The sequence below is a fragment of the Halorubrum aidingense JCM 13560 genome (assembly GCF_000336995.1).
Classification (GTDB): Archaea; Halobacteriota; Halobacteria; order Halobacteriales; family Haloferacaceae; genus Halorubrum; species Halorubrum aidingense.
On sequence record NZ_AOJI01000022.1, the window covers coordinates 326,344 to 338,911 of the forward strand.

8 protein-coding genes are annotated in these 12,568 nt (G+C 67.7%); 5 read left to right on the forward strand and 3 right to left on the reverse strand.

The genetic code is table 11. The annotated features are described in order from the left end of the window. Positions 1 to 73 precede the first annotated feature (73 nt). Together C461_RS08470 and C461_RS08475 are read left to right on the forward strand one after the other, a co-directional pair. Positions 74 to 829: a helix-turn-helix domain-containing protein gene (locus C461_RS08470; RefSeq protein WP_049906445.1), complete on the forward strand. Its 756-nt coding sequence runs from the start codon at positions 74 to 76 to the stop codon at positions 827 to 829. Between the two features lie 174 nt (positions 830 to 1,003). After that, entirely contained in the window at positions 1,004 to 3,430 is a 2,427-nt protein-coding gene (locus tag C461_RS08475) for a heavy metal translocating P-type ATPase (RefSeq protein ID WP_008000350.1), read from the forward strand. A gap of 734 nt (positions 3,431 to 4,164) precedes the next feature. On the opposite strand, the gene C461_RS08480 is transcribed toward C461_RS08475, so the two are convergent. Beyond that, positions 4,165 to 5,481 carry a hypothetical protein gene (locus tag C461_RS08480; protein ID WP_008000353.1) on the reverse strand — a complete coding sequence of 439 codons (1,317 nt, stop codon included), beginning with the start codon at positions 5,479 to 5,481 and terminating at the stop codon, positions 4,165 to 4,167. 656 nt (positions 5,482 to 6,137) lie between these two features. Here C461_RS08480 and C461_RS08485 point away from each other — a divergent pair. Continuing rightward, complete coding sequence (locus C461_RS08485) at positions 6,138 to 7,076, forward strand: hypothetical protein (RefSeq protein ID WP_008000355.1); 939 nt, start codon at positions 6,138 to 6,140, stop codon at positions 7,074 to 7,076. Here the strand turns inward: C461_RS08485 and C461_RS08490 are convergent. Both C461_RS08490 and C461_RS08495 read right to left on the reverse strand, forming a co-directional pair. Continuing rightward, the gene (locus C461_RS08490) at positions 7,073 to 8,530 is read right to left on the reverse strand and encodes a CapA family protein (RefSeq protein ID WP_008000357.1); all 1,458 of its coding nucleotides are present in this window, start codon (positions 8,528 to 8,530) and stop codon (positions 7,073 to 7,075) included. The two genes, C461_RS08485 and C461_RS08490, sit on opposite strands and share 4 nt — an antisense overlap. 150 nt (positions 8,531 to 8,680) lie before the next feature. Further along, a complete protein-coding gene (locus tag C461_RS08495) occupies positions 8,681 to 8,911 on the reverse strand; it encodes a DUF1328 domain-containing protein (RefSeq protein WP_008000358.1) in 231 nt (76 codons plus the stop codon). 292 nt (positions 8,912 to 9,203) lie between these two features. On the opposite strand from C461_RS08495, the gene ggt reads away from it, so the two are divergent. Further along, positions 9,204 to 10,862 carry a gamma-glutamyltransferase gene (ggt, locus tag C461_RS08500; RefSeq protein WP_008000360.1) on the forward strand — a complete coding sequence of 553 codons (1,659 nt, stop codon included), beginning with the start codon at positions 9,204 to 9,206 and terminating at the stop codon, positions 10,860 to 10,862. A gap of 225 nt (positions 10,863 to 11,087) precedes the next feature. Further along, a complete protein-coding gene (locus C461_RS08505; RefSeq protein WP_008000362.1) occupies positions 11,088 to 12,479 on the forward strand; it encodes an ABC transporter substrate-binding protein in 1,392 nt (463 codons plus the stop codon). Positions 12,480 to 12,568: the final 89 nt, after the last annotated feature.

The window sequence follows — 12,568 nt, forward strand, 5'->3', positions numbered from 1 at the left end:
ACGATCGGCGCCCACGGATCGCCGCCGGTCCGGCGACCAACGCGTTATGCTCTCGCGGGGCGTACACGGCGGTATGCGCGAACTCGTCTTCGCTCTCGAGTACGAACCCGGGTGTAACCGGGTGGCCGACGCGCTGGCCGAGCATCCGGACGCGCGGGTGCGATCGCTGTCGCTGCACGCGACGGCCGACCGGCTCTGGCGCGTCGATCACGCGACGGGGAGCCCGGCCGCACTCGACGCGCTCGAGAGCGCGTTCACGGACGGCGACTACTACGCGGACTGCCTCGCGAGCGACGACTGCGGGGCGACCCAGACCACCCGCGTCCTCGATCGCACGGCCGACACCCTGATCTTGTACTCCGACTGGGAGCGCACCCCTCGGTGCGCGTCGGTCCCGCACATCGCTCGCGCGCACCTCGGCGAGGGCGTGCTGTTCGAGACGCGCCACGAGGGGCGCCACTACACGTGGCGGCTCATCCACTCCGGCGCCGGCGACGTGGGGGCGTTCTTCGACGACGTGCGGGCGGCGGTCGGCGACTGCGCCCGGACGGAACTGCTCCGAACGGCGACCGCGACGCCGGACGATTCTGCCGGCGGGCGCCGCGGCGACGCCGCGGAGCTGGCCCCCGAACAGGAGGCGGCGCTCCGGGCCGCCGTCGAGCACGGCTACTACGAGTCCCCGCGGGCGATCGACGCCGGCGAGCTCGCGGAACACCTCGACGTGCCGCGCTCGACGCTCACCTACCGGCTCCGCCGGGCCGAGGCGAAGGTGATCACGGAGCGATTCGCCGACGAGGGGCTGACGAGCCCGACGATGGGTAGCCGGTAGGTGAATCACCGGTAACTGCCCAGACCGCCTCGAACCGCCTCGGACCGCCGGACTGCCTCGGACCGCCTCGGACCGCCGGACTGCCCCGAACCGTTTAGATTCGGCGAGCGGAACGCCGCCGAGTTGGAACATTCCAACAAAGGCTTACCGTGAGGTGACGCCTACCGTCACGCGATGACCGATCACTCGAAGCCGGGAAGCGGGGCGGCCGACCCCGGGTCCGGTGCCGAGCCGACCCTGACCGTTCGCCTCGCCGTCCCCGAGATGGACTGTCCGTCCTGTGCGGGGAAGGTGGACAAGGGGCTCCGGCGCGTCGACGGCGTCGTCGACGCCGTGCTCCAGCCGACCACCGGCACGGCGGCGATCACGTACGACCCGGACCGAACGAGCGAAGCCGACGTGGTCGCCGCGATCGAGGGCGCCGGCTACGAGGTCGTCGACCGGGCCGACCCCGCCGGCTCCGGTGGGGCCGACGCGACGGGTGGCGGAAGCGCCGACGGGTCGAACGCGGCGTCGGGGGCGACCGCGTCGGCGACGGCCGCCGACGGTCCCGCGGTCGCGCCGCCGTCCGAGACCTGGACGAGCCCGCGCGCCAAGAAGACGTGGGTCGGTGCCGTCCTCGTCACGCTCGGGCTCCTCTTCGAGTTCGTCCTTACGGGATCGAACGTCGGCGTGGCGACCGTGCTCGGCGCGCCGATCACGGTCGCGGACGCGCTGTTCATCGGCGCCGTCGCGGTCAGCGGGGTCCCGATCGTCCGGGCCGGCTACTACTCGGCGCGGGCGCGGAGCCTCGACATCGACCTGCTGATGGGGACCGCCATCGTCGCCGCGACCGGGATCGGCTACTTCGTCGAGGCGGCGACCCTCGCGGTGCTGTTCAGCGTCGCCGAGCTGTTAGAGGACTACGCGATGGACCGCGCTCGCGACTCGCTGCGCGAGCTGATGGAGCTGTCGCCCGAAGAGGCCACCGTTCGCCGGGACGGCGAGGAGGTGACCGTCTCCGCCGACGCGGTCGACGTCGGGGAGACCGTGATCGTCCGGCCGGGCGAGAAGGTCCCGCTCGACGGCACCGTTCTCGACGGGGGAAGCGCGGTCGACGAGTCGCCGATCACCGGCGAGAGCGTGCCGATCGACAAGACGGCCGGCGACGAGGTGTACGCGGGCTCGATCAACGCCGAAGGGTACCTCGAGATCGAAGCGACCTCGACGGCGGGGGACTCGACGCTCGCGCGGATCATCGAACTCGTCCAGGGCGCGCAGGCGGAACGGACCGAGACCGAACGGTTCGTCGACCGGTTCGCGGGGTACTACACGCCGCTCGTGGTCGTCCTCGCGATCCTGACCGCGGTCGTCCCGCCGCTGCTCATCGCGGACCCGATATCGGTCGCCGTCGCGGGATACGGGATCACGTTCGTCGGCGACTGGGGGACGTGGTTCGTCCGCGGGCTGACGCTGCTCGTCATCGCGTGTCCCTGCGCGTTCGTCATCTCGACGCCCGTCTCCGTCGTCTCGGGGATCACGAGCGCGGCGAAGAACGGCGTGTTGATCAAGGGCGGCACTCACCTCGAAGCGATGGGCGAGGTCGACGCCGTCGCCCTCGACAAGACGGGGACGCTCACGAAAGGCGAGCTCTCCGTCACCGACGTGGTCCCCTTCGGCGGCACCGACGAAGCGACGCTGCTCCGGCGCGCCGCCGGCATCGAACAGCGCAGCGAACACCCGATCGCGACGGCCGTTCTGAATCGGGCGGACGATGACGGGATCGCGGACCTCCCGCAGCCGACCGACTTCGAGAGCCTGACGGGGAGGGGCGTCCGCGCCGAGTTCGACGGCGAAACGTACTACGCGGGCAAGCCGGCGCTGTTCGAAGAGCTGGGGTTCGACCTGTCGCAATCGCGGGCGGCGACCGACGGCGGGGTCGCGGCGGAACGCGACGCGACGGCCGACGAGTCGGCGGCGCTCGGCGTCGAGACGATCGACGCACTGGAGCGGGAGGGGAAGACCGTCGTGCTCGTGGGGACGAAAACGGAGCTGTCGGGCGCCATCGCGATCGCCGACGAGGTGCGCCCCGGCGCGCGCCGGGCGGTCGAGCGGTTACACGACCTCGGCGTGGCGCACGTCGTCATGCTGACCGGCGACAACGAGGGGACCGCGCGGGCGATCGCCGAGCAGGTCGGCGTGGACGAGTACCGCGCCGAACTCCTCCCCGAGGACAAGGTGGCCGCGATCGAGTCGCTGCAGGACGCCTACGGCACGGTGGCGATGGTCGGCGACGGGATCAACGACGCGCCCGCGCTGGCGACCGCCGACGTGGCCGTCGCGATGGGCGCGGCCGGGACCGACACCGCCCTCGAAACCGCGGACATCGCGTTGATGGCCGACGACATCGAGAAGCTCCCGTACCTGTACGGGCTCTCGCACACCGCCAACGGCGTGATCCGGCAGAACATCTGGGCGAGCCTCGGCGTGAAGCTGCTCCTCGCGCTCGGCGTGCCCCTGGGATTGGTGAGCGTCGCGATGGCCGTCGTCGTCGGCGACATGGGGATGAGCCTCGGCGTCACCGCCAACGCGATGCGGCTCTCCCGGATCGAGCCGGAGTGATCCGGAGTGAGCGCCCGTCGCAACACCCAGTCCAACATAAACAATTATTAAGGATACGGCCGTCGGGGGTATCGTGCCACCAGTAGTACACGATTGACGCAGGCTCGGAATCGGCGCCGGCGGTCGGCCCCGAGGGTCCGAGTACGCGCGAGGCGGACCGAACCGACTCGACGACCGATCCGGCGGCTGAGAAATCCGAGCAATCGGAGGACGCCGAGAAGGCCGAGAAAGCCGAGAAAACCGAAGATCCCGATGCGCTGCCGACCGCGGCCGAGGCCGTCGCGCAGTGCGCGTCCACGTTCGACGCGACGGACACCGGGCGGCTCCCGAACGGGACCGATCGGTGGAACGCGTACGCGGGGTCGAGCCACGGGGGTGACTGACCGCCGCGGAGCGAACCGCGGGCGGCCCGTCCCCGGTCCCTTTTAGGCGACGAGGCGACTACGGGAGAGCGGCCGATGACGATGCACCGCTCCGAGCTGCCTCGGCACCAGCGATGACGAGCCCTATGAGTGCCGAGGCCGACAACTATCGGACCATTATTCGTCTTACCGTTTCAGAAAGCAAATTACAGCTGACACACTCTCGGCGATGTACGGTATCATCCGTTATTCGCACAAACTGCTCTAGAGGCAGGATCGCTGAGGAATCGGGACCGCTTCTGATCCGGCTCGAAGCCGCTCCGGAGAGCCGTCTCCGGAGACGACGACCGACGGGTGTTCACGAACCGACAGTCAGCGGGAGCTGATATTGTTGACCGCTGGTACCAGATTCGTCGAGGGGCAGGGGAGCCAACAGTACCACGTCTCACAGGGTCGACAGGTGGCCGCCGCCGGATAGTCCACGTGGACGATCGGCGGATTGAGTGGCACGACCATGCCCTGTACCGACGTCCGGTTGTCCCGACCGCCGGCGCTCTCCCAGACGTCGTTCGCGAGGAGTCGGCGTTTTTTCCCGTCACCGTAGGCAGCCGGCAGGAACTGTTCGACCGCCTCGTTCAGGGTCCCGTCTTCGCCTACTTCGCCGTCGTAAGTCACGGAGCCGAGTCGGCACCGCTCGTCGCACCTTTCGGTGTCCAACTCCGATAGGATAGCCTGTCGGATATCCTCGCCGTCGTTCTCGTCGGGCTCTTCGAGAGCTACCGCGACGACTTCGGGCGCGGTCTCGGCGGCCAGTATCGTCACCGAGTCCTGGTACAGGGCGTTGTCGTTGATCGTCCAGCCGCCGACGTAGATACACTGGCCCTCGTGACGGACGCGCTGGACGAAGAGTAGTGCCGGTATCGGTTCCGGGCAGCCCTCGGGCTGGGCGGATACTGACGCGACGAGCATCGGCGTGAGCCTGGCCGCACCGACACGGGTCTCCTCACCCCACGACCCCCGCTCGTCCCACGTGAACCCGGTGACAGCACCGTTCGCGATCGAAACCCCGTCGTGCTCGTTGTCGTTTCGGGCGGGGTCCAGCAATGGCCCGACGTTGACGGTCGGAGAGTCAGTCCCGCCATCTCCACCGGCGGCGAGCAGCGTCTCGTTCGGGTTGAACGGTCCGGTCGTCCCGAGCGGTGGCCACGGATGGCTGATCCGTGCCGAGAGTCGCGGTACCGCCGACTCCCACCGGAAGACGTTGCCGTCGTCGTCCTGCGCTGCGCGACCGATCGTCTCGCCGGTCGTCGACCGCAGTAGCCGTGGCGGCGTCACCCGGCTGGCGAGCGCCTCGTCGCTGTCCCGGAGCCGCGCGTCCGGGAAGGTGACGACGAACCGCTCACCGACCGTCGCCTCGCCGTCGAGATAGTCGTACAGCGCCTGTGCCCGCTTCTGGTTCTCACCGTTAGAGTCAGACGCACGGATTTCCGCCATCCGGTCCGCCCGAGAGGCGTTGTGGGTCTCCGCTTTCACCAGCGAATTGATGTAGTCGCCGTAGAGTTCGATCGACGATTCGATTCCCTGGTACTCGCCGGAGACGACGATCTCGAACTCTTGGTACGCGTGATCCGTCTCGATCAGCGTGCTGTCCGGGCGGGAGTCGCCCCCGAACAACGCTGCCGGGAACACGTCCCCGTTCGATACTACGTTCTCCGCGGCCGACTGACCGACCAGACCTATAGCTCTATCGACACATCCTGCCAATCCGATAGTGCTAACCCCGGCACTTGCCGCGAGAATCCGCCGCCTGCTAATCTGCGTCGGTTTTTTATCACTATCATTATTAATCATTCAAATTATATGATTCGTCAGGACAGATAACTCTTCCTACGATTAAGGCCGTCAAACGCGTGTTAGTACCAGTCGAGACCGCTGAATCGAGACCGTCTCTGTGTCGCAGTCAAAACGGGCTTGGAAGTTCGTCAACGAATGGCCAGTTATGGGCTGAGCGGACTCGGTAGAGCCGCTAAGCGGATTCACGATGGATAGATCGTGAGCCGTGAGTGCCGAGGCCGACGTCCGATCCAGACCGTTTCGAGAAGCGACGGACGAACGGCAGGGAGTCTCGTCCGCCGTGCCCGCAGTATCTGCATCCTACTGGCGGTAGCAGCCGACTAGTGATTACCACGCCCCGGCGTAGTCGACGCAACCGGAGTGACAACTGTATTTTCGACCAAGACACAGAGGACAGCGAGACGGGAGCCGATTCCGACCTTTCCGGGACCGACCCCCGGAATCCGGTCGCCTGGTTGACTCGATGGGTGCTCCTGTCCGGGGATCGACGGGTGCTCGCACTCGCCACGGAGACCGTCATCCTGGTCTCGCTGCTGGTCGTCGGAACCGTCTGGGAGTTCGAGATGGAACGACTCGTCACCGAGACGCGAGCGGTCCAGACCCTGTTCAACACGCTGCTCGGCGGGATCATCCTCTTCGTCTCGGTCGTGCTCTCGATCAACACCGCCGCCCTCGCCCAGGAGTTCTCCCCCCTTCAGGTCAAGTTGGCCAGCATCGAGGACTCCATCGAGTTCCAGATCGAACTGGAGGAACTCGTGGAGGGCGGCATCAGTCCGGCCGGGCTACAGCCGTTTCTCCGCTACGTCATCGAGGCGATCCACTCCGAAACGGAATCGATCCGGAGCCCCGACAACTCGACGACGGACGAGCGAGCGCGGGCGAACGTGCTCGCCTTCGTCGACGATATCGACACGCGGCTGTCCCAGATCGAGCGGCGGATCCGCCAAAGCGACCCTCGCGTGTCGATCCTCCTGTTGAGCACGCTCGATTACCCCTACGCCCGCCACATCAACGTGACCCGACGCCTGAAAGCCACCCACGGGGACGCACTCACGGAATCGGATCACCAGTCGCTCGCGACGCTGCTCCGGATTCTCACGATCCTCGCGTCCGGTCGCGAGTACTTCACGACGCTGTACTTCAAGCGGGAGCTCCGGAACCTCTCGAGTGCCCTCCTCCTCCTCTCGCTCCCGGTGATCGTCTTCACGTCGTACGTGCTGCTCGCGATGGACACCGGTCTCTTCCCGCAAACGACGCTCCCGGGAGTCCGATCGCGACTCCTCTACGTCAACCTCGCGTTCGTCATCGCGCTGTCTCCGTACGTCCTTCTCAGCTCGTACATGCTCCGCATGCTCACCGTCTCGAAACACTCCCTCGAATCGACGGTGTTCACGCTCGAGCCCGACGTCGAACTGGACCTCGACCGTTAGGCGAGTTCGACCAGCCCGACCCCGTCCTCGCGATCGATCGTCGTCCCGTACGGTGCGGAGAGCTCCGCGAGCCGGTCGAGGATCGTCTCGGTCTCCGCCTCGTCGGCCCGAATTGGCGTTCCCCGATCGGGCCGCGCCGCGGTCCGCCCGAGCGAACAGGGGAGCAGTTCGATGCGCTCGACCCGACCGTCGCCGCCGAACTCGCAGGTCGCGACCACGGTGTGCCAGTACTCGGGGTATGCAAGGTTGCCGGTCGGTTCGCCGTCCTCGTAGTACCGCGCGTCGAACACCCTCGAGGGGTAGCGGTCGTCTTCGACATCGAAGTAGTCGAAGGTCTCCGCCGGGAGCCGATCGAGCGTCTCGAACTGACAGAAGAAGTTCCCGAGCGAGTAGAAGATCGGCCTCCCGTCGTACACCTCGATCCCCCGGAGGACGTGCGGTCCGGTCCCGACGACGGCGTCGGCGCCGGCGTCGATGCAGTCGCGGGCGAACGATTCGACCATCGCCGGGGTCTCGGGGACGTTCCGCGTCCCGGCGGGCCCCTGGTGCGCGTGGAGGGAGAGGACCGTCCAGTCCGCGGTCGCGTTCGCCTCCCGGACTCCCGCGAGCACCTCCTCGCGGTCCGGGGGATGCAGCGAGTGCGAGATCCCCTCGTCGCGCTCGTCGTCGACCGCTTCGAAGGCCATGTGCACACAGTGGTACGTGTCGGTTCCATCGTCCTCGTCGTCGCCGTCGTCCCCACCGTCTCCGCCGCTCCCGCCATCTCCGCCGCTCCCGCCGTCTCCGCCGTCCGCCGAGTCCCGCCGCTCGATCCAGGTGTCTCTCACGTCGTCGATACCGACGGCGCGTCCGATCTCGCGTATCTGGTCGAACCGCTCGTCGGTCACCCGATACGTCCAGTTCACGTGAAGCGGGCTGATCCCCGGACGACCGGGGAGAAGCGACGACGGCGGGCCCGCCTCGCTTTCGGGGGCGACGCTCGCACAGGCGCTGACCAACCCGACCCGGCCGCCCGGGGTCGTCTCGTACGCCGGGGCTCGCGCCGCTGGGAGGTCGCGTCCGAGACCGGCGTAGGGGATGGACCGGTCTTCGAGTTCCCGCATCGTCGAGCGCATCCCGCGCCGGCCGAAGTCGCGGGAGTGGTTCGAGGCGGCCGACACGAGGTCGATTCCCATCGCCGTCAACTCGTCGAGGAGGGCCGGCGGACACCGAAGCACCATCCCGGGAAAGGCGGCGAGGTACTGGTACTGATCCCGGATCGCCTGCGGCGGCGTCGCGTAGGACGACCCGTCGGTGACGACGGCCTCGAGATTCGTCAGGGCCGCGTCCGCGTCCCGAAGTCGGTCGAGGATCGCGTCGAATCGGGGGTCGCCTTCCCGCGCGACCACCGACCGTGTCAGAATCGAGTCTCCGGTCGCAGCGAGCGTGAACGACCGGTTCCGTGGCGAACTCATGACTCCGATCCCGAGGAGAACCGGTTATAGATATGGGTTGTATTCACATGGATACCGATCCGAGCTCTCGGCGGCGTCGGAGCCGACCGCGCCCGTCTGATCGCTCCCCCCGTCGCCGGCCGACGGGCCGAGAGCGTCACGGCGCCTGTCTCAGAGCAAGAGCGAGACGACCGCCAGCACGAGAAAGATGATCACGAACCACTTCGCGATGGTCATCGAGATTCCCGCGACACCCCGAGCCCCCAAGACGGCCGCAACGATCGCGATGATGAAGAAGATCACCGCCCACTGGATGAAATCGCCGGAAAACTGCAGGGGCGAGTATCCCAGCGCGAACAATGACTGCGGGTCCGTCACGAGCGCCAGTTGACTGAGGTCCATGGCCGACCCATGAGTGACGCACCATTAGTTATGGAGCCGCAATCTCGATCGAGTACAAGTAAGCGCGTCTGAACGTGAGTAAGTGTATCTGAACCTGAGTAGGCGCGCCTGAACGCGATACACCGGGGGGGCCGTGAACTACAACAGTCATTCTGTATAGCGGTTATTAATATATCGTGCCGTTCGGCGAGACGGCGGCACCGACGCGACGACCGCGAGACCACCCGACGGAGACGGGCACACCGAAACTATCCGGGGGGACGTTTAACGCCGTCCCGCTATTCCGACCGATATGGATCCGGATCTGGACAGGTTTACCTCGCGGCGATCGACGGTGTACGGACAGCGGGGCGTCGTCGCTACGAGTCAGCCGCTCGCGAGCGAAGCGGGCATCGAGATGCTTCGCGAGGGCGGGAACGCGTTCGACGCCGCGGTCGCGACGGCGGCCGCGCTCAACGTGGTCGAGCCGACGTCGACCGGGCTCGGCGGCGACGTGTTCGCGCTGTACCGCACCGCCGACGGCGACGTGGGCGCGATGCGCGCCTGCGGCGGGGCGCCGGCCGACGCGACCATCGAGAACGTCCGAGGCGCCCTCGACGACACCGAGGACGTCTCCTCGTACTACCCCGATGACGGGGGGTACGCGGTCGATGACACCGGAGACGCCGGGATGCCCTTTTACGGTCCGCACGCGGTCACGGTCCCCGGCACGGCCCGAGGGTGGGAGGCGACGATCGAGGAACTCGGCCGGCTCACGCTCGCGGACGCGCTCGGGCCCGCGATCCGGTACGCGACCGAGGGCTATCCGGTTTCAGAGGTCATCGCGTCCCACTGGACGGGCGCCGAGGACCTGTTCACCGACGACCACGCCCGCGAGGCCTACCTGTTCGACGGCGAGGCGCCGGCGGTCGGCGAGACGGTGACGCTCCCGCGGCTCGGCGCCTCGATGGAGCGGATCGCCGAGGAAGGCGCCGACGTCGTCTACGAGGGCGAGATCGCGGAGGCGATCGCGTCGGAGGTCCAGTCGCAGGGCGGGTTCATGACCGTCGACGACTTGGCCGACTTCGAGGTCGAGTGGCCGGAGCCCGTCTCGACGACGTACAACGGCGCGGAGGTGTACGAGCTCCCGCCGAACAACCAGGGGCTCATCGCGCTGGAGGCGCTCAACATCGCCGCCGACCTCGGCGCCGGCGAGTACGACTACGACACCGCCGAGCGCGTCCACTACTTCGCGGAGGCGATGAAACTCGCCTTCCACGACGGTCACCGCTACATCACCGACCCCGAGTACGAGGCGGTCCCGCCGCTGGCGTCTGACGAGTGGGCGGACATGCGCGCGGCCGAAGTCGGCGACGCGGCCAACCACGACGTCTCCTTCGGCGTTCCGAACGCTAACGCGGAGGACGCCGACACCGTGCTCCTCACCGTCGCCGACGACGAGGGGAACGTCGTCTCGTACATCAACTCGCGGTTCGCGGGCTTCGGCTCCGGGCTCGTCGCCGGCGACACGGGAATCGCCCTCCAGAACCGGGGCGCCTCCTTCTCGCTCGACCCCGAACACCCGAACGCTCTCGAACCGGGGAAACGGCCCTTCCACACGCTGATCCCCGGGCTTGCTCGATTCGGCGAGAACGACTGGGCCGCCTTCGGCGTGATGGGCGGCTACATGCAGCCGCAGGGGCACGTCCAGGTGATCTCGAACATCGTCGACTACGAGATGCCGCTCCAGCGCGCCCTCGACGAAGCCCGCTGGCGCTACCGCGAGTCCGGCGAACTGGCGCTCGAACCCCACTTCGACGACGGGGTGGCGGCGAAACTGGTCCGGAAAGACCACGACGTGCGGACGCTCTCGCCGGTCATGTTCGGCGGCGCACAGATCGCCCGCAACGAGGACGGAACCCTCTCCGCGGCGACCGAACCGCGGAAAGACGGGACTGCACAGGGGTACTGACCGGCCGGCGCTGCGGACTCGTTCTGACGGCCGAACCGCTCGGCCCGCACGAATGACAGATAAGCGTAACGAGCGGGAGTTTCGGACCGGATCGGAAAAGCCGTCGGCGGTTGTAGACGCGCCCTGTCGGGCGCATTCCACCCGTATCTCGGATCGGGTCCCCGGTGCGTGGTATTTGTGTGCGTGGATACATTTATAACCTCCCGTATGGTACTCGCTATCAGAATGACGCGACGAATACAGCGACGAGACGTACTCAGAGGCGCCGGCGCAGCCGGCATCGCGGCGATCGCCGGATGCTCCACCGACGACGGGTCGGGCGGCGACGGCTCAGGTGACGACGGGTCGGGCGACGATGGCTCGGGCGACGACGGATCGAGCGGCGACGGCGGGTCGGGAGGCAACGGCGGATCCAACCTCCCGGACGCAGTGATGGTCGTCGGCTTCCCGCAGTCCGGAATCCAGCTGTTCCGAGACTTCTACTCGGATTTCGCGGACGACGCGCCGGACCTCGACATCGTCGTTCCGGACGGGCTGATCGACGCCGACCTCCCCGGAGAGGTCGACAACGACATGAACAACGTCATCGGCACCGCCCCGTCCGCCGACGGCCCGGGCGCCGACTTCTTCGCTGAATCGTACGAGGAGGAGTACGGCGAGGGACCGGGCGTGTTCACCGCGCAGGCGTACGACGCGATGGCGATCAACATCCTCGCCGCGACCGCTGCGGGCGAGAACGACGGAACGGCGATCCGCGACCGAGTCCGGACCGTCGCGAACCCCGGCGGCGACGAGTTCGGGCCGTCTGAGCTCCCGGAGGCCGTCGAGACCGTCGCCGCCGGCGATCCGGTCCACTACGTGGGCGCGTCGTCGAGCGTCAATTTCGACGTCAACGGCGACATCGCCACCGCGGCCTACGACGTCGTGGACTTCCAAGACGGCGAGTTGGTCACGCTCGACACGCTCGAGTTCGGGAACGAGCTCAGCGACGAGGACTTGGAAGCGACCGCCGAGGACCCGGTCGGCGTCGACGAGTTCGAGGCGATGATCGGCGTGTTGATGCCCGAAACCGGCGACCTCGGTTCGCTCGGCGCCCCGATCCGTGACGGCGCCCTGCTCGCGGCCACGCAGGTCAACGACGCGGACCTCTCCGTCACCGTCGACACGCGCGTCGAGGACACGCAGACCGACCCGCAGGCCGGCATCTCCGGCGCCAATGCGCTCGTCGACGCCGGGTACGGCGCGGTCGTCGGCCCGGCCGCCTCGAACGTGAACATTCAGGTGGCAGACCAGGTGCTGATCCCCAGCGGCGTCGTCGGCATCTCGCCGTCCTCGACGGACCCGAACGTGACGGACCTCGACGACAACGACTACATCTTCCGGACCGCCCCGTCCGACCTCCTGCAGGGTCCGGCGATGGCCGAACTCGCCGCCGGCGACATGGTCGGCGCCGAGTCCTCCGGCACGCTGTACCTCAACGACGCGTACGGACAGTCGCTCGAAGAGCAGTACGTGGGTGCCTTCGAGGAGAACGGCGGCACGATCGGCGAGCGCGTCTCCTTCGAGCCCGAGCAGGCCACGTACTCCAGCCAGTGGTCGAGCGTGCTCGACCTGTAAGACGAGTCAGCCTCGAAGCCGACGCTGCCGACCGACCGATTTCTCGCTTTTTTACCCACACCGCGAGCGACGCTTCGGGACCGTCTCGG

What these genes read in the sequence shown, in the direction of transcription:
- C461_RS08470 (WP_049906445.1), top strand. Translation starts at nt 74, where the DNA reads ATGCGCGAACTCGTCTTCGCTCTCGAGTACGAACCCGGGTGTAACCGG.
- C461_RS08475 (WP_008000350.1), top strand. Translation starts at nt 1,004, where the DNA reads ATGACCGATCACTCGAAGCCGGGAAGCGGGGCGGCCGACCCCGGGTCC.
- C461_RS08490 (WP_008000357.1), bottom strand. Translation starts at nt 8,530, where the DNA reads ATGAGTTCGCCACGGAACCGGTCGTTCACGCTCGCTGCGACCGGAGAC.
- C461_RS08495 (WP_008000358.1), bottom strand. Translation starts at nt 8,911, where the DNA reads ATGGACCTCAGTCAACTGGCGCTCGTGACGGACCCGCAGTCATTGTTC.
- ggt (WP_008000360.1), top strand. Translation starts at nt 9,204, where the DNA reads ATGGATCCGGATCTGGACAGGTTTACCTCGCGGCGATCGACGGTGTAC.
- C461_RS08505 (WP_008000362.1), top strand. Translation starts at nt 11,088, where the DNA reads ATGACGCGACGAATACAGCGACGAGACGTACTCAGAGGCGCCGGCGCA.